This is a genomic window from Arthrobacter sp. 24S4-2 (genome assembly GCF_005280255.1).
Lineage (GTDB): Bacteria > Actinomycetota > Actinomycetes > Actinomycetales > Micrococcaceae > Arthrobacter.
On sequence record NZ_CP040018.1, the window covers coordinates 4,314,351 to 4,340,562 of the forward strand.

A 26,212-nucleotide genomic window follows, 5' to 3' on the forward strand; every position below is an offset into this window, starting at 1 on the left:
GTAGTGCGGCCCATCAGCCGCCGCCAGGCCTTGCTTCTGGGCGGCGTGGGCATCGCGGTGACGGCGGCTGGCGGGGCCGGGCTGATCTGGACACTGGCATCCCCTCCAGACCCCGTCGCCGGAGGCGAGCTGGCCCAGCCGCCGGAGGAACGGAGCATTGACGGGCAGCTGCAGGTCCGGCTCGAAGCCAAGCCGGGACAGATTCTGCTGGCCGGGCGGCAGGCCGCGGCTCTCGGCTACAACGGGGGCATCCCCGGCCCCACACTGCGCGTACGCGCAGGTGACGTCCTGAAGATCAAGCTCGTCAACAATCTGGCCCAGGCCACCAACCTGCACGTGCATGGCCTTCACGTTTCCCCCGAGGGCAACGGGGACAATATCTTCATCTCCGTGCAACCCGGCGACACCTTCGACTATGAATACAAGCTTCCCGGGGACCATCCCCCGGGCGTGTACTGGTACCACCCACACCATCACGGCATGGTCGCAGACCAGATCTTCGGCGGCCTCTTCGGAGCGATCATCGTCGAGGACCCGAACTCCATCGAGACGAGCGCCGAGCGGGTGCTGGTGGTTTCCGACATCACCCTGGACAGTCTGGGAAACATCCCGGCGGTCCCGGCGATGGAACGGATGATGGGCCGCGAGGGTGAACTGATCCTGGTCAACGGCCAAAGCAACCCGCAGTTCACGGCCCGCCCCGGAGAACGGGAACGGTGGCGCATCGTCAACGCGTGCGTGGCCCGCTACCTCCGGCTCCGGCTCGACGGACAGCAGCTGCAGCTCCTGGGCGTGGACTCCGGCCGCTTCCACACCCCGGAGACTGTGGACGAATTGCTGCTCACGCCCGGAAACCGCGCAGACCTCCTCGTGACCACAGCAGCCGGCGGCTCCGTCCTGCGTGCGTTCTACCAAAACCGGGGAAGCATGCCGGGAATGATGGGCCAGGGATCCGAACCACGGACCCCTGGAGCCCAGCCGGACGGCACAGCACTGGCCACTCTCCGCGTATCCGGCGAACCGGCCGCGCCCCTGACCGCTGTACCTGCCTATCAGGGGCCCGGAGATCTGCGGACATCCGTAGTCTCCGCACGCCGGCAGATCATCCTGGCCGCCGGAATGGGCATGGGTATGGGCAGCGGCATGATGCGGTTCACCATCAACGGGAGGGAATTCAATGAGACCAGAACGGACACAATTGTGGCCGCCGGTAACGTCGAAGAATGGACACTGACCAACACCAGTCCCATGGACCACCCCTTCCACCTGCACGTCTGGCCGATGCAAATCATCGAGGAAAGCGGCAAAGAAACGAGCACCGCCGTCTGGCAGGATGTGGTCAACGTACCGGCAAACGGGCGGGTGAAGGTCAGGGTGGCTTTCAAGGACTTCCGCGGACGCTCCGCCTATCACTGCCACATCCTGGATCACGAAGACCTTGGAATGATGGGCGTCGTCGAGGTGCGGTGAGACTTCCCCTCGACGCGCGCCGGGTGCTGCCGGGTACCGCCAACGGTCACAACAATGGCGTCAGCTCTTCGCCGTGATCAGCGCCTTCTGCAGCAGCGGAATCAGCTTGGCGTTCCTGCCCCAGACCGGATCAAAGATCTGGAGTTCCCAGCACTCCTTCAGCGCCTTCGCGAGGGTTTCGTTGGTCCAGTCTGTGTAGGTCTCGTGGGCGTAGGAGGGCCCTCCTGAACCGCCCAGCCAGGTGAACTCCCTCTCTCCGTCGAGGGTAACGCAGATCTGTCCGCTGCCGCCTTCGCCCGGAGGGAAGACCAGCACCACCAGGTCCGTTTCCACCAGGACGGCGGAGATAACGGCAGCTGCCTGTTCCGTGCAGCGGCCGGTCACAAAGGCGCGCTGCCCGTTGCCGCCTGAGACGTCCTTGCCGGGCTGCGAGTCATCCGTGAGGAAGCCGAGCCGGTTGATCGCGGCCAGGGCCTCACTCAGCGGGCCGTTCTCGCCGGCGTACTGTGGCGCCGTATAGCCGGGCACGTAGCTGAGGCTCCCCTCGAGCCAGCGTGCCGTCAGTTCACATGCGCCTTCGAGCGTGGTGCAGTTGCGCCACGCGTCCTCGTCGGGGACACCTTCAAACATGGGCAGTCTCCTTATTGTTCCCCCAGTTGTCACAAGCAGAATGTATCACTGCTCACATACGTTGCACCCTGCCACTTTCGTAACAAACTTGTGAACGCGGATCAGCCCGGAATAAAGGGGCACAACGGCCCTATCGATGCTCTTTTCCGTCGTAATAATTCAGTGGATGAGGTTGTCCAGGCGGAAGAGGAAGGCCGCCATCGCATCGCGGGCGGCCGGCTGCAGCGGCCGGTAGGACCGTGCTCCCCCGGCCTCCGTCCAACCGGTGGAGATCCCGTTCTGTGCCAGCCAGGCCATCTCCTTGTAGAACTGCTGTCCGGTGGACACGTCGATAAAGGGGGATGCCGCTGGCGGGGTGTACGGCGGCGATCCCGCCATCCGGTACAGGAACGCAGCCATCGCGTCGCGGCTGATCGTCTGCAGTGGCCGGTAGCTGCGGTTCCCGTCCGGCTCGGTCCAGCCGGTGGAGATCTTCCGGTCGGCCAGCCAGGCCATCTCCTTGTAGAACTGCTGCCCGGTGGACACGTCCGCGAACGGTGACACAGCTGGCGGGGTGTACGACGGCGATCCCGCCATCCGGTACAGGAACGCGGCCATCGCGTCGCGGCTGATGGGCTGCAGCGCCCGGTAGGTGCGCCTGCCGTCGGGTTCCGTCCACCCCTCCGAGATCCCGGCCAGGGCCAGCCAGGTGATCTCCTTGGAAAAGGCTGAGGCTTCGGTAACGTCGTTGAACACCACCGGGTCGAAGGTGAAACCCCATACGGTAACGCTCCCGTCCACCAGGGCGTAGCCGGCGGTGGCCCGGGAAGAAACGGTGACACTGCCGGCGCCCGGGTAAGTCCCTGCCGGCACCACATTCCCCGCCACCAGGTACTCCACGCCCGCCGTCGAGGGCACCGTGTACGTGTCATTGGACGTGCCGATCCTGTCCGTGAACTGCACCGGCGCCGGAACTGCGCCCGTTGCCACCGGCGCAGTCTCGGCACTGGTCCGCTGGGCCGAAATATAGGCGTCCTTGGTGCCGGTGACACGGACGGAGAGGGCCTGTCCCATGTCCTCAGCGGCAACCTGGTAAGTGCTGGCGACGGCGCCCGCGATCGCCTGCCCGGACCGGAGCCACTGGTAGGCCAGGGTGACCGGCTCCGGCCGCCATGGTCCTGGGACGGCGGTCAGCAGGCCACCCACAATGGCCTGTCCCGAGATCCAGGGGTCATACGGCGGGACCACCGGGGCCGCCGCAACCGCGGACGTTGGCGCCGAAGTGAGGGACAAGCTGTTCCCGAAGAAACGGCTCCCGGTGACGGTGGCCGTCAGGTGAGTCCCGACGTCGGCCGCTTGAATGTCGTAGCCCGACGCCTGCGCTCCCTGGATGGGAGTGCCGTCCCGGTACCACTGATAGGAAAAGGTGATATCGCTGGGGGTCCAGTTGCGGGCATCGGCCCAGAGGGAATTTCCGACGACGGCCTCACCGCCGATGGTCGGCGCGGTACCGGTGATTTCCCGGTCGGTCTGGAAGTTGAGTGCCGCGGGACCGTCCAGCACGCCGCTTCCGCACGTCTTGGTGGCGCAGGCCCAGGCGTACTTCCTGGCGGTGGCTTTGAGCCTCGTTTCCACATTTGCCGGGGTTGCCAGGTCCCCCAGCCGGGACATCAGCAGCGCTGCCAGTCCGGATGCGTGCGGGGCGGCCATGGAGGTCCCTGCGGAGTAGGCGTACCCTTCGGCGGCCGCAGCCTGGGTGCCCTGGTTGTACGCCACCAGGATTCCATCCGAAGCGGCGTTGGTCATGTCCCCTCCCGGGGCCGCGACGTCAACAGCGGTCCCGTAGTTGGAGTACGGCGTCAGCAGGCCCGTGCGGGCAACGGCGGCAACGGAGATGACGTTCTGGCAGTTGGCGGGGCTTGAGTCGGCAGCCGGTCGGTCCTCGTTGCCGGCCGCCGCCACCACGGCCGCCCCGGAGTTGTAGGCGAAGTCCACTGCATTCTGGAAGGTGGGCGAACAGGGCTGGGTGGCGCCCAGGCTCAGGTTGATGACGCGGGCCGGGGTGGGGTTGAGGGGCGCGCCTGCGACCGTTCCGCCGGCGGCCCAGATGATTCCGTCCGTGACGTCCGACAGGTAGCCGCCGCACGGACCCAGCGCACGGACCGGCAGGATCTTCGCCTCCGGTGCCACTCCGGTGATGCCCGTCCCGTTGTTGGCCGTGGCGGCGATGATGCTTGCAACCTGGGTGCCGTGCCAGGACGAGGGGCTGGCCGCGGCGCCGTCCCCGCACATGCCCGCGGCGGTCCAGTCACCTTCGTCGTGCGGGTTGGCGTCCCGGCCGTCGGAGTCGCGGGAGTCTGCGGGATCGGACATCATGTCGTAGCCGGGGAGCACATTCGCGTTCAGGTCCGAGTGGCTGGTGATCCCGGTGTCCACCGCCGCCACCACCACGCCCGCACCCTTGTTGGCGGCCCAGGCATCGGGCATGTTCAGCGCACCGGGCAGGTTCCAGAGTCCCCACTGCTGGCCGTAGAGCGGATCGTTCGGAACGGCCGTGGGGTACATCCGGGAGTCGGGCTCGGCGTACTCGACGGCGGGGTCCGTCCGCAGGGCTGCGAGCGCCGATTCCGTTTCGGCCGCGGCGAGCGAGCGCTCGGCACGCAGGACGCGGGCTCCCCCGGACGTGCCGCGGACGTCGCTCACGGGAACACCGAGGTTCCTGGCCACCTTGCCGTAGGACTCTGTGCGCAGACCCGAAGCGGCAGTGGCCGGTTCCTTGAACTTCACAATGAACTGGTCGGTGGCTGTGTGAGAGCCGGCGGCACCCGGGCCGGCATGCTGCCCCGGGGCAGGTGCAACCGGAAGCACCGGCGAATCGTCGGCTGCGGCCGGGAGCGAAACCACGGATCCGCAAACCAGTGCAACAACACAGGGAATCAGGAGCCGGGCGGACAGAGGTGTGCGCAGTGCATCAAACATCGCGAAATCCTAGGGGCCGGGCGTCGACCCCCAAGAGCCGGACCGCGGGAAACAGAGACCGCGAAATCCGCGTCAAGCATGAGTGTAACAACGGCTTTATTTATTTGGACCCCTGAGGCCACCAGTTCTTTTAGTGGTGCGCTTGGGTCTCCTGCAGGCGCTTGATGAACCAGCGGGACTGTTCCGGACCGTACGGCAGTACCGGGATCGCCTTGGTGGCATCGCTGGGGGTGTCGCGGATGGACTGGAAGGCCTGCCGGACGGCGGTGCTCATGGTGTTGGCCATGGTCTTCACGAACTGGTCGCTGCAGGGTTCCCCGTGGCCCGGGATCAGGAACTCGTACCGGTGCCGCAGCGCGGACAGGTGCCGGAGCGCGTCGGCCCATTCCTCCGGGAACGAATCCTCAAACGACGGATGCGCGCCCTGCTCCACCAGGTCGCCGGCGTACAGGGTGGTGGACGTTCCCACCAGGAGGTCACCGTCGGTGTGCCCCCGGCCCAGGTAGAACAGCGTGACAGTCTGGCCGCCGAGGTCCACCAGGACGGGCTGGTCCTTCACGATCGCGTTGGGAACCACCAGCTCGGCGTCGACTCCTTCGCCTGCAGCCATTTCCGGTTCCAGGGTGGCGACCATGCGGCGCTGCCGGTCCCCGTTTTCCTCAATCTCGCTCGCACAGTTCTGGTGGGCATAGAACTCCGTCACGCCGTCGTCCGCGAAGATCGCGTTGCCGAAGAAGTGGTCGTAGTGGGCGTGGGTGTTCACCACCACCAGCGGCAGCTGGGTCTTTTCCCGCACGGCGTCCAGGATTTCCCGGCCCTGCCGGGGTCCCCCGCCGGTGTCGATCACCATGGCGCGTTCAGCGCCGACTATGAGTCCGGTATTGAGCTTCGAGCCTTCGGTGGTCAGCACATAGTTGCCTTGGCCGGCCTCCATCCATCGCGACATTCTGTTCTCCGTATTCATGCGTTCCGGCGATCTTAAGCCTCGATTCTACCCACGTCTTGCTGGCAGGAGCCTGAGCAACTGCCCGCGGCGACGGACCAAAAAGCGACGTGAGCACCGGCCAACACAGTCGGCCGGTGCTCACGTTTTCGTTGTTCGGGGACTAGGCAGGCTTGGCGTAGGTGGCCGCACTCATGATTTCGTAGCCCACAAACGTCTCATCACCTTCCACCCAGGCATCATGGCCGGGGGGAATTGTATAGGCGTCGCCTGCGTGAATTGTGGTGCGCGTTCCGTCGTCCATCTGCACCGTTATGGTTCCTGCGGTGCAGAACCCCAGGTGGTTGTTCTGGCAGCTTTCGGTGTTGACCACGGTCTTGACAGTTTCGGACCACCGCCAGCCAGGTTCAAAAGTGAACCTGCCCAAGGTGGTATCACCGAGGGTGACCACGTCAACCTCAGTCTTCGGCGGTCGGCGCTTTTCGTCGGGTTCGTTAAATGACTTCGACTCAAGGGCCTTGACAGTCACTGCGGGCATTTTTGCCCTCCTCAATGCGGAGTGATTACAACTGTTCATCCGGAGGCTCGATCAGATGCTCCGAGAAAGAGAGTTCGGCAGGCACGGGCCGATGTCCGTTCAGCGCCTGCCAAGCACGCGTCTAGCGCTATCAGCGTGCTCTCAGGGGTAGGCCATGTCAATATGCAAGGCCGCTGGGCATTCAAGCGTCAGCAGTGCCCCCGGTGCTCCCAACGTCGCGACCCCGGATGGTGTGATCGGGAGGCATCCGCAGCGCCCCGAGTGGTACTACCGGCCAGATCGGAACCGCGTCAGGACGGCGGCTGCACCGAGGGCTGCCACCATCGGGACAAGCATGATGGACAGTCCCATGAGATAGCTGGTAAGGGTCATTTCAGCACCTTTCGTCCGGAGTGTGCACTGAGCCTATGCACCCAAACTCAGGTTTGGCTGAAGATCCCCCGGGCGTTTCGCTCAAGATTCCGGGCCGCCGCCGGTCAGAGCCGGCTCCCGGCCTCGAGTCCGGCCAACAACCAAGTCAGCGCCCGCTCGTAGTGCTCTTCGCTCCCGTAGCGGTTCATCGGACCGGAGGACGAACGTCGCCCAGCCGTAGTTCAGTGCCACTATTCCGCTGAAGGCGGCGACGGCGGGATCCCCCGTAATTCCCGCACGCCGCAGGATGCGCAGCGCGGCTTCACCGATGGGCAGCGCGTTGGGTCCCGGATACGGGTGCCCGATCAGCGGCGTGATGGCCCACGGATGGTCGCGGAGCAGCTGGCGATGGTTCCGTGGCCCGGTAGGTGACGGCGGTGGCGCCCGGGATCGCCTGCCCGGACCGGAGCCACTGGTAGGTCAGGGTGACCGGCCCGGCCGTCATGGCCCTGGGACGGCGGTCAGCAGGCCACCAACAATAGCCTGTCCCGAAATCCAGGGGTCGTATGGCGGGACCACTGGAGCCGCCGCAACCGCGGACGTTGGCGCCGACGTAAGGGACACGCTGTTCCCGAAGGACCGGCTCCCGGTGACGGTGGCCGTCAGGTGAGTTCCGACGACGGCCTCGCCGGCGATGGTCGGCGCGGTACCGGTGATTTCCCGGTCGGTCTGGAAGTTCAGTGCCGCGGGACCGTCCAGCACGCCGCTTCCGCACGTCTTGGTGGCGCAGGCCCAGGCATACTTCCTGGCGGTCGCCTTGAGCCTCGCTTCCACATTTGCCGGGGTTGCCAGGTCCCCCAGCCGGGACATCAGCAGCGCTGCCAGTCCGGATGCGTGCGGGGCGGCCATGGAGGTCCCTGCGGAGTAGGCGTACCCTTCGGCGGCCGCAGCCTGGGTGCCCTGGTTGTACGCCACCAGGATTCCATCCGAAGCGGCGTTGGTCATGTCCCCTCCCGGGGCCGCGACGTCAACAGCGGTCCCGTAGTTGGAGTACGGCGTCAGCAGGCCCGTGCGGGCAACGGCGGCAACGGAGATGACGTTCTGGCAGTTGGCGGGGCTTGAGTCGGCAGCCGGTCGGTCCTCGTTGCCGGCCGCCGCCACCACGGCCGCCCCGGAGTTGTAGGCGAAGTCCACTGCATTCTGGAAGGTGGGCGAACAGGGCTGGGTGGCGCCCAGGCTCAGGTTGATGACGCGGGCCGGGGTGGGGTTGAGGGGCGCGCCTGCGACCGTTCCGCCGGCGGCCCAGATGATTCCGTCCGTGACGTCCGACAGGTAGCCGCCGCACGGACCCAGCGCACGGACCGGCAGGACCTTCGCCTCCGGTGCCACTCCGGTGATGCCCGTCCCGTTGTTGGCCGTGGCAGCGATGATGCTGGCAACCTGGGTGCCGTGCCAGGACGAGGGGCTGGCCGCGGCCCCGTCCCCGCACATGCCCGCGGCGGTCCAGTCACCTTCATCGCGCGGGTTGGCGTCGCGGCCGTCGGAGTCGCGGGAGTCGGCAGGATCGGCCATCATGTCGTAGCCGGGGAGCACATTCGCGTTCAGGTCCGGGTGGTTGGTGATCCCGGTGTCCACCACCGCCACCACCACGCCCGCACCCTTGTTGGCGGCCCAGGCATCGGGCATGTTCATCGAGCCGGAAAAGTCCCACAGGCCCCACTGCTGCCTGTAGTACGGATCGTTCGGGATGGCCGTGGGGTACATCCGGGTGTCAGGCTCGGCGTACTCGACGGCGGGGTCGGTCCTTAATGCCGCCAGCGCCGTTTCGATTTCGGCCGCGGCGAGCGCGCGCCCGGCACGCAGGACGCGGGCTCCCCCGGACGTGCCGCGGACGTCGCCCACGGGAACACCAAGGTTCCTGGCGACCTTGCCGTAGGACTCTTTGCGCAGGCCCGAGGCGGCGGTGGCCGGTGGCTTGAACTGCACGATGAACTGGTCGGTGGCCACACCCGGGCTGGCATGCTGCCCCGCGGAAGGTGCAGGCGGAAGCACCGGCGCATCGTCGGCTGCGGCCGGGAGCGCAACCACGGAGCCGCATACCAGTGCCATAACACCGGGAATCAGGAGACGGGCGGAGAGACGTGTGCGCAGGGCATCAAACATCGCGAAATCCTAGGGGCCGGGCGTCGACCCCCAGGAGCCGAACCGCGGGAAACAGAGACCGCGAAATCCGCGTCAAGCATGAGTGTAACAACGACTTTAGTAATAGCGAGAGAGTTGGGGCCAATCAGGCTGAGACGTTGCGTTGCCAATCCTCAGCATGGCAAGAACCGCGTTGGCTAGCGAATACGCGGGTGGCCTCAGCATCGCAAACTCGATCCTGATTTGTGCCCCGCCGCCTAACCCATCGACGAGCAATCAACATTCCAATCCGCGTCAACGAGCTGCAACATGCGCCTCAACCGCCTGTCGGGGTACAAAATGCCACTTATGGCGCGCTCCGAGGTTTGGTTACTTGTCTGTCGATCATCGGCAATCATGTCACCACGATCATCGATCAGACCGGAAACGAAATCGTTGACGTCGTCGTGGACGCAATCCGATGGCCTACATGAAGGCTACACCGCCGCCGATTCGAGACGCTCGCGCCCCAGCGGCTCGAGACAGTCCGCTACCATCCCGGCACGACTCGGCTGGGAAACGACGAACCCTCCGCCGAGTACACTGGCAGATCTCCCCGGAACGTCCCGCAGCTACGGCGCGGTGGACAAGACCCCTGCCCAGCGTTACAACGCCGCCTCGACAGCTCACCGCGCCGAGCGCTAAATGTACGTCTACCAGCGTAAGTTCATCAACCTCTACCGGCGCTGGACACTAACTCGCCGGTTCTAGTTGGAGGGCTTCTACAAATACCGGGCTCAGGGTCTTCGACATCGTCGCGGTCAGGTGGCCAGTGTCGGCATAGACAGGCACGGTTCCGATGAAGGACGGGCACACGTTTTCTGGCGAGCAAAACCAGGATTTCGTGTTCACAATCTCAACAGCTGGTTTCGCCGGTGAGGCCAGAGCAGCTTCACTTGTAGCCTTCGCAATGTCGTTGTACCGCTCATCCGCGACAGTAGCGCAGTCGGCCGGCTTGCTTACAAGAGTCCTACACTCCTGAAGGTTCTTCCCGCCGGGAGGAGGGTCAAGGACAACGACGCGCTTCGCTGCATCGGACAATTCCGTAAAGGTCCTCAGGGCGCCATCCTTCCACTCGTCGATCGCCGCCCTGCCCTTTGCTCCACTTGCCAGTGTTCCGCTGGCACCGGCCGAGCTCGTCATGATGACTAGGTCGGGCTGCAGTTTTTTCACTTCACCGAGTGCCCACTCGCGGAAGGGGTCGCACTCCGGGTGCGGCGAGCGATCATCATTGAGCATTGTGACCGTGACCGCGGGGCACTGTTGAACCGTGTAGACAAGAACCTTGTAGCCCCGGGGTTCGAGAGCCTCCCGGATGCCGGGCACGTAACTGATGGCCATCGAGTCACCGACCACAACTGCCGTCTTCGCAGCGTCCGCCGGGCCGTAGACGCACCGTTGGGCATTGGCAATGGGGTTCGAAATCGATTTCCCCTGGAGGCCTAGGCATCCGTCATCCACCCATTCCGGAGCCTTTGCAGCTGGCCCAAGTTCCTCGATCTTGGGCTTCAGGTCCGGCCAGTCCGCAGCGGTGGCAGCGGCCAGAACCTTGGCGGCATGGGCGGCCACAGCGCTTGGCACGCCATTCGTCAATGCCGGAGGCGCGACTGGGACACGCGCCGCGGCCGGTAGAGGCTGGCTTCTGGCGTGGTCGTTCCACAGTGCCCCTCCGACCACGGCGAGTGTGATGACCATGAGAACGCAAAGGTAAGGGAGTGCACTGAGTTTGAGCGGCTCAAGCTGCTTCCTGACGCTCTTCGGTTCCAGCCACGATGAACGCCTGATCGGATCTTCAAGAAGGTGATAGGACACCGACGAGATGGTTAGGACGGCAACCAACGCAGCCAGGTCAAACCACAGCCCCGCCGGCACCAGAGCCGAACCGATGACGATCAAAGGAAAATGCCACATGTAGAGCGAGTACGAGATGTCGCCAACGTAGTTCGACACTCGGTTCGTGATCGGCGTCAGGAAGCGCTGGCCACCGCCGCAACCCGCTGCGATAACCAGGCCCGAAGAGACTACGGGCAGGAAAGCCCAAGGCCCGGGAAACGGCGTCGATGGATTGATCCAAAAGAGCGAGTACACGATGCCAGCCAGACCGATGTACGCCAGGATGGGACGGACGAACGCCGGGATCTTCCCCAGCGTGCTGGCTGTCAGCGCTATCAGAGCGCCGACTCCCAACTCCCAGGCTCGCGAGAACGTTGAAAAGTATGCAACGGTCGGGGACGTGTTTGTCTCCCATATGGCGAAAACGAAGGACAAAGCTGTGACGACAAGCAGGGCAAAGCCAAGGATGCGCATGGCAGTCATCCTGCTCCACGCGGCACGGCTTGCAACGATTCCCAGCACCAGCACTATTAGCCACGGCCAGACGAAGTAGAACTGCTCCTCAACCGCCAAAGACCAGAAGTGTTGCACGGGCGAGAGAGCCGCGCCGGCGTTCATGTAGTCAGTGCCGATGGCGGCGAAATGCCAGTTGGCTCCGAAGAGCAACGACCACAGGGCGTCGTCGGCGATGATCTTGGTGCGCCCGATGTTGAACAAGAGATATGAGGCGACGACCGTGGCGAGCAAAACGAGCACCGCCAGTGGGAGGATGCGCCGGGCTCTGCGGCGGTAGAAGTCCGGGAAAGAGATTCGTCCGGTCCGGTCGTGCTCTCGGAGGAGGACGCCCGTGATGATGAAGCCCGAGATCACGAAGAATACGTCCACACCCACGAAACCGCCGGTGGGCCAATGGAACAGATGATCGGCAATGACGGCCAATACAGCTATGGCACGCAAACCCTGTATGTCCCGCCGGACCCCCCGCTTCTTTTGAGGCGGGTTCGCGCTTGCCGTCGAGGCGCGACGGTTCCCCATCAATATGCTTGTCATGTTTTCCCCCGTTAGAGACCTGCGTCAATGGTAACTGTCGCGGTTTTACACACCGAACGGGCCGTGTCACATAAATCTGGTTTGTCGGCTCCGCATCTGGCGGCTCAACCGCGGGCAGGGACTAGGGCGGATAGGCTTTCTTAGTTTTCGCCGCTTCGCTTCAATCGGCGTAATAGGACAGCCAAGTCCCATCTCCTTGCTGTTCCTGCAGGTCGTACCGTTGGATCAGCTTCTCGGCCATGCGCTTGGACGCGGTCCAGGGCGCAACTTCGTAATCCATGGTGAAGCGGTCGAGCTCTGCACCGCTATCGAGGTCGAAAATTCGATAGTTCCGCACGAAGTGTTTGCTCCTCGTGGCATGCTCGTTCAGCGCCGATCTGGCGGCCACCACAGCTTCCTGGGCGGCCGAAACTGCTCCCCATTCCGTGGGCGTCAACCCCGCCAGCTCGCGTTCCTTCTGTTCAAGTACGCGCATGAGCCGACGCGTCTCGTCATCGTGCAAGTTGTGTTCCTCGGATGCTCTCATGCCGACATCGTACCGAGACCGTACATTAACGTCGCTCTTCGACCATCGGAAACTGACTTGGAGGATAGTAAACGGCGGCTAAGACCGATAAGCTCCAAAAACTGAAGCGATGCCCCGAGCCCTCTGAAAGGAGCGAAGTCTCTGAAACTTTCGGCCGCCGATTGCGGAACATGCCGAATCAGGCGCATTTGGAATTCCGAGACTACATCGGATGCCGCGAAAGCTAAGGATTACTGGACTACGAGGTCGAAACCCTCATCAGGTCATCTGCAGCACCGACGAGGTGGAACCCATGCGAGCCAGCAATCGAATCGCGCCGTGCCGAAGGTACGACTTACCCCACCGAGCCCGAAGCTTGAAATTACCTCTGCCTCACGGTCCGAGCACTGGACGCGCTGGCAGCGGAATTGAAACCTAGTGGTGCGCCCGGGTCTCCTGCAGGCGCTTGATGAACCAGCGGGACTGTTCCGGACCGTACGGCAGTACCGGGATCGCCTTGGTGGCATCGCTGGGGGTGTCGCGGATGGACTGGAAGGCTTGGCGCACGGCCGTGGACATGGTGTTGGCCATGGTCTTCACGAACTGGTCGCTGCAGGGTTCCCCGTGGCCCGGGATCAGGAACTCGTACCGGTGCCGCAGCGCGGACAGGTGCCGGAGCGCGTCCGCCCATTCCTCCGGGAACGAATCCTCAAACGACGGATGCGCGCCCTGCTCCACCAGGTCCCCGGCGTACAGGGTGGTGGACGTTCCCACCAGCAGGTCACCGTCGGTGTGCCCCCGGCCCAGGTAGAACAGCGTGACAGTCTGGCCGCCCAGGTCCACCAGGACGGGCTGGTCCTTCACGATCGCGTTGGGAACCACCAGCTCGGCGTCGACTCCTTCGCCTGCAGCCATTTCCGGTTCCAGGGTGGCGACCATGCGGCGCTGCCGGTCCCCGTTTTCCTCAATCTCGCTCGCACAGTTCTGGTGGGCATAGAACTCCGTCACGCCGTCGTCCGCGAAGATCGCGTTGCCGAAGAAGTGGTCGTAGTGGGCGTGGGTGTTCACCACCACCAGCGGCAGCTGGGTCTTTTCCCGCACGGCGTCCAGGATTTCCCGGCCCTGCCGGGGTCCCCCGCCGGTGTCGATCACCATGGCGCGTTCAGCGCCGACTATGAGTCCGGTATTGAGCTTCGAGCCTTCGGTGGTCAGCACATAGTTGCCTTGGCCGGCCTCCATCCATCGCGACATTCTGTTCTCCGTATTCATGCGTTCCGGCGATCTTAAGCCTCGATTCTACCCACGCCTTGCTGGCAGGAGCCTGAACAACTGACCGCGCCGAAGGACCAAACCGGACCAAAAGGGTGGCCGGTACGGAGGAAAACGAGAGAGCATCGGCCAACACAGTCGGCCGGTGCTCACGTTTTCGTTGTTCGGGGACTAGGCAGGCTTGGCGAAGGTGGCCGCACTCATGATTTCGTAGCCCACAAACGTCTCATCACCTTCCACCCAGGCATCATGGCCGGCCGGAATGGTATAGGCGTCGCCTGCGTGAATTGTGGTGCGCGTTCCGTCGTCCATCTGCACCGTTATCGTTCCGGCGGTGCAGAACCCCAGGTGGTTGTTCTGGCAGCTTTCGGTGTTGACCACAGTCTTGACGGTCTCGGACCACCGCCAGCCTGGCTCAAAAGTGAACCTGCCCAAGGTGGTATCACCCACGGTGACCACGTCAACCTCAGTCTTCGGCGGTCGGCGCTTTTCGTCGGGTTCGTTAAATGACTTCGACTCAAGGGCCTTGACAGTCACTGCGGGCATTTTTGCCCTCCTCAATGCGGAGTGATTACAACTGTTCATCCGGAGGCTCGATCAGATGCTCCGAGAAAGAGAGTTCGGCAGGCACGGGCCGATGTCCGTTCAGCTCCCGCCAAGGACGCGCGTTGCGCTCTCAGCGTGCTCTCAGCGGCAGGCCGTGTCAATATGCGAGGCCGCTGATCATTCACTTGTCAGCAGCGTCCTTCGCGCGCGAAACGTCGCGAGCGCGGATGGCGTGATCGGCCGGATCCGTAACCCCGCGGAATCCTAACGGCCGGAACGGAACCGAATCAGGACGGCGGCCGCACCGAGGGCCGCGACCGTAGGGACGAGCATGATCGACAGTCCCATGAGATAGCTGGTAATGGTCATTTCAGCACCTTTCGCCTGGAGTGTGCACTGAGCCTATGCACCCAAACTCAGCTTTGGCTGAAGATCACCCGGCGATTCGCTCAAGATTCCGGGGCCACAGAGCTCAGCGGGTGAGATGCCGGCTGTCCGCTTCGATTCCGGCAAGCAGTTGCTTGAGCGTCAGCTCGTTGTGCCCCTCGCTCCCGTAGCGGTTCATGGGACCCGACACGGCCGCCGTGAGGGGAAACTCCGGTGGCGCCGGCGCCGGCGGCAGTCGCACGCCGCCCCCGTCAGTTGCCGCTTCGGCGACCTCGCGGGCCAGGACGAAGGAGGACCAGCCATAGTTCAGTACCACAATGCCGCTAAACGCGGCGACGGCGGGATCCCCCGTATTACCCGCACGCTGCAGGATGCGCAGCGCAGCTTCCCCGATGGACAGCGCGTCGGGCCCCGGATACGGGCGCCCGATCAGCGGCGTGATGGCCCACGGATGGTCCCGGAGCAGCCGGCGGTGGTTCCGCGCAAACGCAGCAGGTCCTCCGGCGAGCATGCGGTTTCGGGCGGCGGGGCGAACCGGCCCAGGACCCTGTTTAGCAGCGCGTCCACCAGTTCGTCCTTGGTGGCGAAGTAGCGGTTGAGGGACACGGGCGCCGCTTCAAGTGTCCACTGCCTGCGCCCGTTCCAGCTAAGGCCGAGCTTGTAAGCAGCCCTGGCGATGCTCCCAGTCCCGTCCGTGATAACGAATAACTTGTTCCTGTGTTGCCGAGGTAGCCCCTGGGGGATCTTGTTTATCTCAAGCACTCGCTGCCCATCCGCCCTTTTGACTACGCGCAAGTTGACAATCAACACTCTGAGCGACTTCACGCTAACTGAGTAACATTGGCATAAACCAAGTACTCGCTGTCAATTAAACGCGTAATCTCCACGGTGGTTTATGCAATTTTGGGGACATAGCTTCTACACATGGCTAGCGAAAGTGGCAAGAAGGATCAGCCGGCGTCCCAAAACGACACCGGTGTAAAGCGCCGGGGACTTCTCAGATTCGGAACCCTAGTAACTGCGCTCACTGGCGCTTCCGCATTTTCAGTTATTAGTGCCAATAGCGCCCAAGCCGCTTCAGGGGATAAGAGCCCGCCCAACTCATACGTTCCGGTTTCGGAAAAGGGCGCCCCCTCGGGTGTGGCAACCTTGGACGCAGCTTCGAAGATCCCGCCTTCCCAGCTTCCTGACCTTTCTGCCACTTATGGACGCAAGGCGGTTTTCGACGTCAGAGATTATGGGGCCAAAGGGGATGGCGTAACCGACGACCAGCCAGCGATCCAGGCAGCGATCACCGCAGCCGGAATTGCGGGCCGAGGAACGGTGTTCGTCCCCGAAGGCCGATTCGTCTGCTTCACCCCAATATCAATCCCCTCAAACGTGACCATCGAAGGGGCAAGCCTCCGGTCAGTCCTCTACTTCTCTTGGACAACCTCGGCAGGCGGCTCCGTTTTCATCAAGAACAATTCCCAGACAACGGGTAACTCTGACATCTCGCTCCGACGCTTTAGCATCGAAAGCGCCTACACGGGAGGACCGTTCGGGCAAGGCCCCCAAGGCCCGCGGCGGGTGTTTTGATGCGCAGGGTAGACGACTTCCTCTGCGAAGGCTTGCGCTTTTACCACGTGCCCGGAATCGCGATGGCCTACCAAGGCATGCGGCGTGGACGGTTCATCAACAATTTCATCCTTGATTGCGGGCGTGACGGTATCACTGGAGGCCCGTACCTTGAATGGCCGCTAGAAGATATTCATGTCAGCGGGAACTTGATCAACGGAGTTGGTGACGACGCGATTGCTGTCCACGCCTACGCGGACAGCGCGACCCGCAACACGCAAGGCCGCCCGCACAGGATCGCTATAGTGGGAAACACGATTTTCGGGCAGGGCAGCTACATCGGAGCAGCCACCACTGCGTCAATGACGGCAGGTTCCGCCGCCGTGACAGGTAGCGGCTTCACATCATCGGATGTAAACAAGTTCATGGCTGTCCCCGGGGCGGGTGCCTCGGGTATAACCCATATATCTAAGATCGCGTCTTTCCAGGTCGATACCCAAGTTACGTTGGCGGATGCAGCCAGTGTGACGGTGACGAACGTTACCGTGAACTACAGCAACGGGGCAGGACGTGGCATTTTCCTTCACGGGCTCGAAGACTCCACCTGCACAGGGAACGTCGTGGATTCGACCTTCTCGCACGGCATTTCCGTTGCCGCCGACACTACGTCAGGTAACGGGCCTGGCGGCGTAGGCGGATGGCGGAACAGGAACGTAGCTATAACCGGGAACGTTGTGCGCAGGGGCGGGGCCGTTGGTGACGCCACGCAGCCAAGGTGGGGTATCCGCTTCACTGGTTCCGACAACTGCACCGTGAGTGGCAACACGGTTTCCGATTCCCCCGCTGTAGGCGTTTACTGTAGTGACATCAGTGGGTGCCATGTCGACGGAAACCACGTTCACGATAACGGGACACTCATCACCGACTACGGCATTGACCTTGACGGCGTTTCGGAAGTCCGGAACGTGATCGCCTGCACAGTGAATGGGAATATTCTGACCGGCAACAAGGGCGGCGGTATCCGCAGCTACTACACTGTGCGCGCACAGGTGAATAACAATTTGTCCTACAACAATGGAACAGCTGGCGCGGGAACCAACCCGAACGGCGCCGGGATCCTGATCCGTACCGACAACTCTGCCACGGTCAGCGGAAACAACTGCTACGACTCGAGGAACAGCGGCAGCAAAACCCAGACGCACGGCATACATGTCGGTGTTGGCGGTGACCTCACGTTTGTTGGCAACGACTTGCTGGGCAACAATGGCAGCGGCATCGACCTAGCCACTACGCCGACCGTGTTTATCAAACGGGGGAACAAGGAATCCGGCACGACGCGCAGCAACTATGACCAGGATTATGCAGGTGTACGCCGCATGTCCGGTGCGGGGACACCTGAAGGAGTGGTTGCGGCGCCTGTCGGATCGGTCTACTTCCGCTCGGACGGAGGCGCGGCAACTACGTTGTATGTAAAGGAATCCGGAACCGGCAACACGGGTTGGAGCGCGAAGTAGGGGTCCCCGCCAGCCCTCCCGACCAGACCACATAGATCCGGTTTTCTCCCCTAACTGAACACCAACCCGACTGGTCTGCCATCGAGGTGCCAACTCCTGGTGGCAGAGGGCTCGACTACCACTCCACCCAACATCGCGCTTCCCTCACTCACGACGGACATTTTTTGCACGGTACCCCTACAATGTCCCGCCCAGCAAAAACACCGACAGCGAGAGGTTGACCAGAGCGAAAAAGCCAAGCGAAATAGCATGCATACGGACATTCTGATCCGCCCCAAAAAGCGGAACGAAAGAAAAGATCTGACAAGATTCACCAGCGTTAATGTCTGGATCTGGGCTCTTGGCGCGTTACTTGATTATCGTGGTCGATGGCGCTGGTCGGCATTCCCATCAGGCGTTCTATGGAAATCATCGTGACTTGATCGTTCCACATGAACAGCCGGTGCTTCAGCGTGAGCCGAATTGACGAATACGCTGCACAATCCCAAAAGCCCAGCCAATAATTGTACTATGGCGCGGGACTCATGCCCGAGTGCAGTCGTCAGGAGAAATGCCTGCTCCGTCATGTACCAGCGTAGGCGACTGCACAGCGGGGCATGCCGGTGACGCACGCGAGCAGTCAATGCATAGTAGAGAACTACCAATTCCTGATTCTTGTAAGCCCACCGAGGTGCGGCAGCATCCACAATGTCGTTGGCATTCGAGGACACCTGAGCAAAGCACATTTGAATAACCCTGTTTAGCTCACCCGGCTTCGATTTTATCTCTTGTGTTGCACACGGTCACGACCCAGGACTCGAGTGCCATACGACCGGTTGGGTGCGCTTCCACATTCCGGCAGTCGACGCCAACGGCTTCCCGTAGCCGTCAGCGAGTCCTCTGAGAATGCCTGCAACATCCAATGAAGCAGGCCACAAGCAAAACGGGGTCCTACATATCAGCCAGCACGGACCCCGGGGTCTCAATCGCATCAGCAACGTAGCGGAGGAATCCCCCCGCCGTTCCGCCGTCGCAGACGCGGTGGTCGAATGTGAGCGTCAGCTCGGTGACTCTACGGACGGCAAGGTCTCCGTTGAGGACCCAGGGCTTGTCTATGATCCGTCCAACGCCCAGAATGCCTACTTCCGGGTGGTTGATGATTGCAGCAGAGCCGTCCACACCAAACACGCCGTAGTTGTTCAGCGTGAAGGTGCCGCTGCCCAGCTCCGACGGCGTTGCTTTGCCCTTCCGGACGACCTCGGTGAGGCGGCGAATTTCGGCATCCAGTTCACGGGCGCTCATCTTGTCTGCATGGCGAATGGACGGCACCATCAGTCCGCGGTCTGTCTGGGCTGCGAAGCCCAGGTTGACTCCGTCGAATGCGACGATCTCCTGGCTGTCCCCGCCGGCAGCGTCCTCCGTGGTGACAATTCGGGTGTTCAGTTCCGGGTACTTCTTCAGTCCAGCGGTGACGAACCGCGCGATGAATGCCAGCAGGCCTGGGGTGTTGTGCGGGTCCGAATTTTTCAAGGCGGCACGCATCTCCACGAGGGCGGTGGCATCCACGTCGACCCAAACCGTGGCCTCTGGAATCTCCGAGCGGCTGCGGGTCATGTTCGCGGCCACTGCCTTGCGAATGCCCCGGACGGGGGTTCTGGCTGTGATGCCGAGTCCCGTGCGGGAGTCAGTTTCCGCACCAACCTCCACGGGCTCGACCAGCGAGCGCGGCGCAACGATCGGACGTCGGGTTTCGGCAGGCTCAGCCACTCGGTGTGGCTCAACGGTCGGACTGGGAGCAATTGCCGCTTCGACATCCTTGCGCATGATCAGCCCGCTAGCTCCCGAACCTTGGAGTCCCCCCAAGTCAACTCCATGGTCGCGGGCCATCCTGCGGACCAGCGGTGAAATCACGGCTCCGAGTTTGCCCGGCACGCGGGTGCGCATGAGCAGGAGATCGTCGGCGGCTTTCTCTGCGTCGCTGATCTTGGTTGCAACAGTGCCCGTCCCAGCGGCCCCGCCGGCCGGCTGCTTGCGGACGCGCGTGCGGCGGGCGACGCCGTGTCCGCCTGGCGTCCCATAGCCGATGAGGACGTTGCCGGAGCCGGCCTTTTCCTCATCCCGGTACGCCTCGGCTGCGGCGGTTTCAGCGTCCTGAGTTTCGACGGGCTGGGCCGCCGAAGACTTAGATTCAGCAACCGCAGTACCGATGGGCGTGACCGAGATCAGCGGCTTGCCCACGTCAAGGGTCTGGCCCGGCACGCCGTGGAGCACTGCGACGGTGCCGGCGTACGGCGAAGGGACCTCCACCATGGACTTGGCCGTCTCCACCTCGGCGATTGGCTGGTCGACTCGGATTTCGTCGCCCACGGCCACAAGCCAGTTCACGAGCTCGGCTTCGGTGAGGCCCTCACCCAGGTCCGGCAGCAGGAACACTTTCGTTTCGCTCATCTGATCAGTCTTCCCACTGGAGGTCGTCAACGGCGTCGAGGATGCGGTCCACGCCGGGCAGGTAGTAGTGCTCAAGTTTCGGCGCCGGGTAGGGCACATCGAAACCGGTGACGCGCCTAATCGGTGCGGCCAGGTAATGGAAGCAACGCTCCTGGACCCGGGCGACGATCTCCGAAGACACCGACGCGAAGCCATGCGCCTCGGCGATGACCACGGCACGGCCGGTCTTACGGACAGACGCGCACACTGTCTCGTCATCGAACGGCACAATGGAGCGGACGTCGATCACTTCCAGTGAGCGACCTTCCTCTGCCGCCGCGGCTGCCGCGGCCAGCGCTGCGGGAACGGACGGACCGTAGGCGATCAGGGTCGCATCGGTGCCGGGGCGGGCGACGGCGGCGCGGCCTTCCGAGGAGGTCCCCCGCTCCGTGTTGGAGGTGTGCTCGGCGCGCAGCCCTTCAAGGTCGACCAGGTCCTTGGACCAGTAGAGCTTCTTGGGCTCCATGAACATCACAGGGTCATCGGAGTCGATGGCTTCGCGGAGCATGCGGTAGCCGTCGGCCACGGTGGCCGGGGTGAAGACCTTCAGGCCCGCGGTGTGGGCGTAGTAGGACTCGGAGGAATCGCAGTGGTGCTCCACTCCCCCGATTCCGCCCGCGTATGGGACGCGGATGACGATGGGCAGCTTGACGGCGCCCTTTGTCCGGTTGTGCATCTTGGCAACGTGGCTGACGATCTGCTCGAAGGCCGGGTAGGCGAAGGCATCGAACTGCATTTCGATCACCGGGCGCATGCCGTTCATGGCCATCCCCACGGCCATCCCGACAATCCCGGACTCGGCCAGCGGGGTGTCGAAGCAGCGGGACTCGCCGAAGGTCTTGGTGAGCCCGTCCGTGATCCGGAAGACACCCCCTAGCATCCCGACATCCTCGCCGAACACCAAAACGGAGGAGTCGGCGTGCATGGCATCCGCCATGGCAGTATTTAGCGCCTTGGCCATGGTGACCATCTGCGGCCCGGTTGCTTCAGCCGTGGCAGCTGCTTTGGCGGCGGCGCGGGCAGTCGCCGCGCTCACGTTGCCGTTGAACTCGGAGGAGGTGGTTACTGTGGGGCTCATTTTGCGGCCTCCGTATCTGAAGAGGAGCCAGTGCCGGCGTCTCGGGCGAGTTCGTCAGCGAGCATGGCGGACTGCTCCTTGAGCTGCGGCGTGGGCGTTGAGAACACGTACCGGAAAAGGTCCTGCGGGTCGACCGGGACGTCCTCGCCCAGCCCTTCGCGAAGTTGGCTTGCGATTGCCTCCGCCTTCTCGGAAATCCGGGCGGCGCCGTCGTCATCCAGCAGGCCGCGGTCCGTAAGGTAGGTCTGCATCCGCTTCAGCGGATCCTTGGCCACCCACTGGGCCACTTCGCTGTCCTGGCGGTAACGGGTGGAGTCGTCGGCGTTGGTGTGGGCCTGCATGCGGTAGGTGTGGGCCTCCACCAGGAGCGGGCCCGAGCCCTCGCGGGCCAGCTTCACAGCGCGGCCCAGCACGGCGAGAAGGGCGACGACGTCGTTGCCGTCCACGCGTTCGCCGGCCATGCCGTAGCCCACGGCCTTGTGGGCCAGCGACGGGGCCACGGACTGGTGGGCCAGCGGCACCGAGATGGCGTATTGGTTGTTCTGCACGAAGAACACGACAGGCAGGTGGAAAACGGCCGCGAAGTTCAGGGCTTCGTGGAAGTCACCTTCGCTGGTGGCGCCGTCGCCGCACATGGCCAGGACCACGGTGTCCTCGCCGCGCAGTTTGGCGGCGTGGGCAACGCCAACGGCGTGGAGCAGTTGGGTGGTGAGCGGGGTGCACTGTATGCCGACCTTGTGCTTGGCGGGGTCGTAGCCGCTGTGCCAGTCGCCACGGAAGAGGGTCATGGTCTGAACGGGATCCACGCCGCGTGCCATCACGGCCACGGAGTCGCGGTAGGTGGGGAAGATCCAGTCGCCGTCGGCGAGGCAGAGGGCGGCAGCCACCTGGCAGGCCTCCTGGCCGTGGCTTGAGGGGTAGACCGCCATGCGGCCCTGGCGGACCAGGGCGGAGTTCTGGTCATTGACGCGGCGGCCCACAACCAGTTGTTCGTAGGCGGCCAGCAGTTCGGCGTCACCCGGCAGCGAGTATTCGTGTCCCGGCTGCGCGCCCTGCTCGGTGTGGGGATTCAGTGCGCCGTCCTGATCCACCATCTGGATCTGGTGGCGGGCCGGCAGCATGTAGTCCTCCACCGTGATGCCGAACTTGCGTACAACCTCGGCTGCTGCGCCTTCGGTCACGTGGTTCCCGGCCGGCTGTTCCGGCGAGTCCTGCTCGAGGGCCGTATGGTCCGCGGAGATCGTCATTGGTCCGTCCTTCTGTAGCCACTATTCGCTTCCAGTATGGTCCTGAAGGAACTTTCGTATCCAGCCCCATGCAGAATCGTGGAGAAGTATGGAATTCTGACCTAGTCTGAGAGACGAAACGTAAGTGTGAGCTGGGTTACCGGCGGGAGTTGTGGACAAATGGCAGAGACCGAGACAGACCAGGTGGCGGTGCCGCTGGATTACGTGGACCGGAACATCATCGCGGAACTCACCCGGGACGGGCGGATGTCCGTGACCCAAGTGGCCGAGAACGTCCACATCTCAAGGGCGCACGCCTATACGCGGATCGCAAGGCTGACCGGCGAGGGTGTGCTGACCAAGTTCACGGCGCTGGTTGACCCTATTAAGGCGGGACTCAAGTCCTCCGCCTACGTGACGCTTAAAGTGCGGCAACATTCCTGGCGCGAGCTGCGGGAGCTCCTCCGGACCATCCCGGAGGTGCACCACATCGCTCTGGTCGGCGGGGATTTTGACGTCATCTTGCTAGTGCGGGCAGTGGACAACGTGGACCTGCGGAGGGTGATTTTCGACCAGCTGCAGTCCATGCCCGGAGTGCTGGATACGCAGACGTTTCTGGTGTTTGAGGATGTTGATACGCGCTAATCCTTCCCGTCGTGGATTTCCCACCACTCCATGCAGGATTCACGCATCGTCCGCTTGATCCATAGTCGCCCACGTAATTACAGAAGGAAGTCCTGATAAGCGGAGCCTGATGTCGTCATCGTTCGGCGCAAAGAAAGTTCGAAGCACCTGCCGGGTACAATTGGCTGGACCGCACGAATATTGCCGTTCTGGTGGCGTCCCGTGTGACTGCCCCAGTTTTCGACACAGGGGGACCCCGGTTTGGATTTACGCGACTACTTGCGCATCCTGCGCCGCAATTGGATTTTGATAACCGCCATAACTCTTGTTGGGCTTCTCGTTGGTGGTGCTGCGGCCGTACTAACCAAACCCACGTATACAGCCGAGACACAGTTGTTCGTGGCCATACAAAGCTCAGGGTCGGTACAGGAACTTCAACAGGGAAACACCTTCAGTCAGGCGCGAGTTCAGTCGTACGTAAAGACGGTCGATTCCCCAGTTGTCTTGCAGCCCGCCATTGATACTTTAGGGCTACAGGTCAACGCCGAGGATCTTTCCCAGCGTGTCACTGCAACAACTGACTTGAATACCGTCCTGATCAACATCTCAGTTGCAGATCAGTCTCCCGTTCAGGCCGCCGCCATCGCGCAAGCCGTTGCCAACAGCCTTATCAAGGCCGTGGACACTCTTGAGAAACCAAAGAACGGAGGCACTAGCCCCGTAGCTCTGTCAGTCATAAAACCCGCGATAGCACCTAATGCACCGTCTGCTCCGAACACGCGGCTGTACCTGATACTAGGACTGCTCATCGGCCTTGCATTGGGTGTGGGAATCAGTGTCTTGCGGTCCACTCTTGATAATCGCATCCGGGGCGAAGTGGATCTCCGTCGGATAACAGACGCACCTTTGTTGGGCGGCATTACGTTTGACCCTGACGCAGTCCGCAAACCGCTGCTGACGCAAGCAGCGCCCCAAAGCCCTCGTGCCGAATCGTTTCGACAACTCCGCACTAACCTCCAATTCGCCAATATATCTGGTCGCGCGAAGACTGTCCTCGTAACATCCTCACTTCCGGGCGAAGGGAAGAGCACGTCAGCTACAAATCTAGCCATTGCGTTGGCCCAGGCAGGGCAGACCGTTTGTCTGATCGATGCAGACCTCCGACGGCCAATGGTCAACGAGTATCTCGGACTTGAGCGCAATGCAGGCTTGACGACCGCTTTGGTCGGAGCAGCAGATGTCAATGACCTTCTGCAACCCTGGGGTGAAGACAATATGTTTGTATTAACCTCGGGTCAGATTCCTCCCAACCCCAGTGAACTGCTTGGCTCGGAGGAGATGGGCAACCTCATTAGGCGTCTCGAAGAGGCCTTTGACAGCATCGTTGTAGATGCCCCACCTCTTCTCCCCGTTACGGACGCGGCAGTCCTCTCTCAGCACGTGGGAGGAGTCGTCGTAGTGGTGGGATCACAAAAGCTGAGGCATCAGGATCTCGAAAAATCCTTGAACGCACTCAAAATGGTCGGTTCAAACCTTCTTGGAATTGTCCTCAACCGACTGCCAACAAAAGGTCCGGACGCCTACTCCTACAGCTACTACAGCCACGATTCGAAACCTGACAGCCGAGCTTCAGTCTCCAGCGGTACTTCGTCTGGTCGAGCCTTGGATCAGGCCCCAAGACGACCTCGCCCAATCGACGAGCGAGGCGGAACCTTCGATGAGACGCTTCAGGACCCTAACCAACACCCTCCGCGTGTGTATCCTGCCAGCCGGTTCGGTTCCAGATAGCCCGTCTCGGGATCGGATCGCTCGGTTCCGGTGACAGCATTACTCCAAAAACAACGGATAACTAAGATCAAGGATTGTCTATGAAGGCACTAGTTACGGGCGCCGCCGGGTTTATTGGCAGCTCCATTGTTAAGAGGCTACTGGCCGACGGCTATCAGGTAGTAGGGGTAGATTCCATAACTGACTACTACGACCGCGACCTCAAGGTTGCCAACATTAAGCGAAATGAGAACAGCGGATTCGAGTTTCTGGAACGTGATCTCAACGACATCGACCTTTCGGCGGCTCTCGATGATGTTCAGTATGTGTTCCACCAAGCAGGGCAGCCCGGTGTGCGGAAGTCCTGGGGCACTGACTTTGATATCTACACGAGGGAAAACGTTCAAGCTACACAACGGCTGCTGGAAGCGGCGAAGGGATCCTCTACGCTGAAGCGTCTTGTCTACGCGTCTTCGTCGTCTGTTTATGGAAACGCCGAACGATACCCCACTACTGAAATCGATCGTCCTCAGCCTGTCAGCCCGTATGGAGTGACCAAGCTCGCGGCTGAGCACCTCTGCTCTCTGTACGCAAGCAACTTTGGCGTTCCGACGACCTCCCTTCGTTACTTTACTGTGTATGGTCCACGGCAACGGCCCGACATGGCCTTCACCCGGTTCTTGAAAGCGGCCGAACTAGGTGAAGAGCTGCCCCTATATGGCACCGGCGGACAAATTCGGGACTTCACGTTTATCGACGATGTCGTCACAGCCAATGTCCTCGCCGCAACGACCGAAACTGTGCCGGGCGCTGTCTACAACGTCGCTGGGGGCAGCAACGTATCTATGAATGATGTTCTGGACATTATCGAAGGACTAGTTGAATCACCGCTTCGAGTAAATAGAACGTCTGCCGTCGCAGGAGATGTCTGGCGAACCGGAGGTTCGACCGAACGAATTGCAAGTGATTTATCATGGTCGCCAACCGTCTCCATTGAGGATGGCATCGCTGCACAGTTGGAGTGGGTCAAGAGCACCCTTCGCTAATTCGCATAGATCCGGCGCGTTGCAACACCTATTTCGCACCTCAACGTAATCCGATGCAATTGCTCGGCTGGAAATCCGGCCGAGCTTTTGCATCGACGAGTGCACTAATCATTAACCAAGCCTTTTCGCGGTGATGAGACGACCTGCACTATGCAGGCTCTTCGGGTATGGGTGAATGATCTGCTCCTGTGAAGGTTCAGAATGCTCTTTCGGCGGCGCAGGGTGTCGATGAAGGCGGAAAAGTGAGCCATTGTGACGGCTTGGCGTCCAGCG

General features: G+C 62.4%; 20 protein-coding genes. 6 read left to right on the forward strand and 14 right to left on the reverse strand.

Annotated features, from left to right (window positions below; genetic code table 11):
- Nucleotides 1-3: 3 nt before the first annotated feature.
- Nucleotides 4-1,470: a multicopper oxidase family protein gene (locus FCN77_RS20025; RefSeq protein ID WP_137323671.1), complete on the forward strand. Its 1,467-nt coding sequence runs from the start codon at nt 4-6 to the stop codon at nt 1,468-1,470.
- Between the two features lie 60 nt (nt 1,471-1,530).
- On the opposite strand, the gene FCN77_RS20030 is transcribed toward FCN77_RS20025, so the two are convergent.
- The 11 genes from FCN77_RS20030 to FCN77_RS20080 form a co-directional block, all read right to left on the reverse strand.
- Nucleotides 1,531-2,100 (reverse strand): hypothetical protein, encoded by a 570-nt coding sequence (locus FCN77_RS20030; RefSeq protein ID WP_137323672.1) that lies wholly within the window; start codon nt 2,098-2,100, stop codon nt 1,531-1,533.
- Between the two features lie 159 nt (nt 2,101-2,259).
- Nucleotides 2,260-5,058 carry a S8 family serine peptidase gene (locus FCN77_RS20035; RefSeq protein WP_137323673.1) on the reverse strand — a complete coding sequence of 933 codons (2,799 nt, stop codon included), beginning with the start codon at nt 5,056-5,058 and terminating at the stop codon, nt 2,260-2,262.
- Nucleotides 5,059-5,188: 130 nt separating this feature from the next.
- The gene (locus tag FCN77_RS20040; RefSeq protein WP_175417330.1) at nt 5,189-6,004 is read right to left on the reverse strand and encodes an MBL fold metallo-hydrolase; all 816 of its coding nucleotides are present in this window, start codon (nt 6,002-6,004) and stop codon (nt 5,189-5,191) included.
- 160 nt (nt 6,005-6,164) lie between these two features.
- The gene (locus FCN77_RS20045) at nt 6,165-6,539 is read right to left on the reverse strand and encodes a cupin domain-containing protein (protein ID WP_137323675.1); all 375 of its coding nucleotides are present in this window, start codon (nt 6,537-6,539) and stop codon (nt 6,165-6,167) included.
- A 453-nt stretch (nt 6,540-6,992) separates the two neighbouring features.
- Nucleotides 6,993-7,292 (reverse strand): TetR/AcrR family transcriptional regulator C-terminal domain-containing protein, encoded by a 300-nt coding sequence (locus FCN77_RS27805; protein WP_137324879.1) that lies wholly within the window; start codon nt 7,290-7,292, stop codon nt 6,993-6,995.
- Between the two features lie 99 nt (nt 7,293-7,391).
- The gene (locus FCN77_RS20055; protein ID WP_137323676.1) at nt 7,392-9,053 is read right to left on the reverse strand and encodes a S8 family serine peptidase; all 1,662 of its coding nucleotides are present in this window, start codon (nt 9,051-9,053) and stop codon (nt 7,392-7,394) included.
- Nucleotides 9,054-9,764: 711 nt separating this feature from the next.
- On the reverse strand, nt 9,765-11,954 hold the full coding sequence (locus tag FCN77_RS20060) for an acyltransferase family protein (protein ID WP_137323677.1): 2,190 nt from the start codon (nt 11,952-11,954) through the stop codon (nt 9,765-9,767).
- Nucleotides 11,955-12,114: 160 nt separating this feature from the next.
- Nucleotides 12,115-12,456 (reverse strand): hypothetical protein, encoded by a 342-nt coding sequence (locus tag FCN77_RS20065; RefSeq protein WP_217496165.1) that lies wholly within the window; start codon nt 12,454-12,456, stop codon nt 12,115-12,117.
- 438 nt (nt 12,457-12,894) lie between these two features.
- Nucleotides 12,895-13,710 carry an MBL fold metallo-hydrolase gene (locus FCN77_RS20070; RefSeq protein WP_175417331.1) on the reverse strand — a complete coding sequence of 272 codons (816 nt, stop codon included), beginning with the start codon at nt 13,708-13,710 and terminating at the stop codon, nt 12,895-12,897.
- Nucleotides 13,711-13,899: 189 nt separating this feature from the next.
- A complete protein-coding gene (locus tag FCN77_RS20075) occupies nt 13,900-14,274 on the reverse strand; it encodes a cupin domain-containing protein (protein ID WP_137323680.1) in 375 nt (124 codons plus the stop codon).
- A 472-nt stretch (nt 14,275-14,746) separates the two neighbouring features.
- Nucleotides 14,747-15,172, reverse strand: coding sequence for a TetR/AcrR family transcriptional regulator C-terminal domain-containing protein (locus FCN77_RS20080; RefSeq protein WP_137323681.1), 426 nt, complete (start codon nt 15,170-15,172; stop codon nt 14,747-14,749).
- Between the two features lie 413 nt (nt 15,173-15,585).
- Between FCN77_RS20080 and FCN77_RS27810 the strand changes: the two genes are divergently transcribed.
- Nucleotides 15,586-16,239, forward strand: coding sequence for a glycosyl hydrolase family 28-related protein (locus FCN77_RS27810; protein ID WP_137323682.1), 654 nt, complete (start codon nt 15,586-15,588; stop codon nt 16,237-16,239).
- Nucleotides 16,239-17,732: a right-handed parallel beta-helix repeat-containing protein gene (locus FCN77_RS20090; protein ID WP_137323683.1), complete on the forward strand. Its 1,494-nt coding sequence runs from the start codon at nt 16,239-16,241 to the stop codon at nt 17,730-17,732. The genes FCN77_RS27810 and FCN77_RS20090 overlap by 1 nt, the downstream gene beginning before the upstream one ends.
- A gap of 930 nt (nt 17,733-18,662) precedes the next feature.
- On the opposite strand, the gene FCN77_RS20095 is transcribed toward FCN77_RS20090, so the two are convergent.
- From FCN77_RS20095 to pdhA, 3 genes are read right to left on the reverse strand one after another with little or no spacing between them, the layout of a single operon-like run.
- On the reverse strand, nt 18,663-20,159 hold the full coding sequence (locus FCN77_RS20095; RefSeq protein WP_137323684.1) for a dihydrolipoamide acetyltransferase family protein: 1,497 nt from the start codon (nt 20,157-20,159) through the stop codon (nt 18,663-18,665).
- 4 nt (nt 20,160-20,163) lie between these two features.
- Complete coding sequence (locus FCN77_RS20100; RefSeq protein ID WP_137323685.1) at nt 20,164-21,276, reverse strand: alpha-ketoacid dehydrogenase subunit beta; 1,113 nt, start codon at nt 21,274-21,276, stop codon at nt 20,164-20,166.
- A complete protein-coding gene (pdhA, locus tag FCN77_RS20105) occupies nt 21,273-22,523 on the reverse strand; it encodes a pyruvate dehydrogenase (acetyl-transferring) E1 component subunit alpha (protein ID WP_137323686.1) in 1,251 nt (416 codons plus the stop codon). Before pdhA ends, FCN77_RS20100 begins: the two co-directional genes overlap by 4 nt.
- A gap of 159 nt (nt 22,524-22,682) precedes the next feature.
- On the opposite strand from pdhA, the gene FCN77_RS20110 reads away from it, so the two are divergent.
- From FCN77_RS20110 to FCN77_RS20120, 3 genes are all read left to right on the forward strand, one after another.
- On the forward strand, nt 22,683-23,147 hold the full coding sequence (locus FCN77_RS20110; protein WP_137323687.1) for an Lrp/AsnC family transcriptional regulator: 465 nt from the start codon (nt 22,683-22,685) through the stop codon (nt 23,145-23,147).
- A gap of 240 nt (nt 23,148-23,387) precedes the next feature.
- Nucleotides 23,388-24,914, forward strand: a complete 1,527-nt coding sequence (locus tag FCN77_RS20115) for a polysaccharide biosynthesis tyrosine autokinase (protein WP_137323688.1) — start codon at nt 23,388-23,390, stop codon at nt 24,912-24,914.
- Nucleotides 24,915-24,994: 80 nt separating this feature from the next.
- On the forward strand, nt 24,995-25,939 hold the full coding sequence (locus FCN77_RS20120) for an NAD-dependent epimerase/dehydratase family protein (protein WP_137323689.1): 945 nt from the start codon (nt 24,995-24,997) through the stop codon (nt 25,937-25,939).
- Nucleotides 25,940-26,212 lie beyond the last annotated feature (273 nt).

Excerpts from the sequence above, each read along its gene's own strand:
- FCN77_RS20030 (WP_137323672.1), bottom strand. The coding sequence starts at position 2,100 with ATGTTTGAAGGTGTCCCCGACGAGGACGCGTGGCGCAACTGCACCACG.
- FCN77_RS20035 (WP_137323673.1), bottom strand. The coding sequence starts at position 5,058 with ATGTTTGATGCACTGCGCACACCTCTGTCCGCCCGGCTCCTGATTCCC.
- FCN77_RS20040 (WP_175417330.1), bottom strand. The coding sequence starts at position 6,004 with ATGTCGCGATGGATGGAGGCCGGCCAAGGCAACTATGTGCTGACCACC.
- FCN77_RS20045 (WP_137323675.1), bottom strand. The coding sequence starts at position 6,539 with ATGCCCGCAGTGACTGTCAAGGCCCTTGAGTCGAAGTCATTTAACGAA.
- FCN77_RS20055 (WP_137323676.1), bottom strand. The coding sequence starts at position 9,053 with ATGTTTGATGCCCTGCGCACACGTCTCTCCGCCCGTCTCCTGATTCCC.
- FCN77_RS20060 (WP_137323677.1), bottom strand. The coding sequence starts at position 11,954 with ATGACAAGCATATTGATGGGGAACCGTCGCGCCTCGACGGCAAGCGCG.
- FCN77_RS20070 (WP_175417331.1), bottom strand. The coding sequence starts at position 13,710 with ATGTCGCGATGGATGGAGGCCGGCCAAGGCAACTATGTGCTGACCACC.
- FCN77_RS20075 (WP_137323680.1), bottom strand. The coding sequence starts at position 14,274 with ATGCCCGCAGTGACTGTCAAGGCCCTTGAGTCGAAGTCATTTAACGAA.
- FCN77_RS20080 (WP_137323681.1), bottom strand. The coding sequence starts at position 15,172 with ATGCTCGCCGGAGGACCTGCTGCGTTTGCGCGGAACCACCGCCGGCTG.
- FCN77_RS27810 (WP_137323682.1), top strand. The coding sequence starts at position 15,586 with ATGGCTAGCGAAAGTGGCAAGAAGGATCAGCCGGCGTCCCAAAACGAC.
- FCN77_RS20090 (WP_137323683.1), top strand. The coding sequence starts at position 16,239 with ATGCGCAGGGTAGACGACTTCCTCTGCGAAGGCTTGCGCTTTTACCAC.
- FCN77_RS20095 (WP_137323684.1), bottom strand. The coding sequence starts at position 20,159 with ATGAGCGAAACGAAAGTGTTCCTGCTGCCGGACCTGGGTGAGGGCCTC.
- FCN77_RS20100 (WP_137323685.1), bottom strand. The coding sequence starts at position 21,276 with ATGAGCCCCACAGTAACCACCTCCTCCGAGTTCAACGGCAACGTGAGC.
- pdhA (WP_137323686.1), bottom strand. The coding sequence starts at position 22,523 with ATGACGATCTCCGCGGACCATACGGCCCTCGAGCAGGACTCGCCGGAA.
- FCN77_RS20110 (WP_137323687.1), top strand. The coding sequence starts at position 22,683 with ATGGCAGAGACCGAGACAGACCAGGTGGCGGTGCCGCTGGATTACGTG.
- FCN77_RS20120 (WP_137323689.1), top strand. The coding sequence starts at position 24,995 with ATGAAGGCACTAGTTACGGGCGCCGCCGGGTTTATTGGCAGCTCCATT.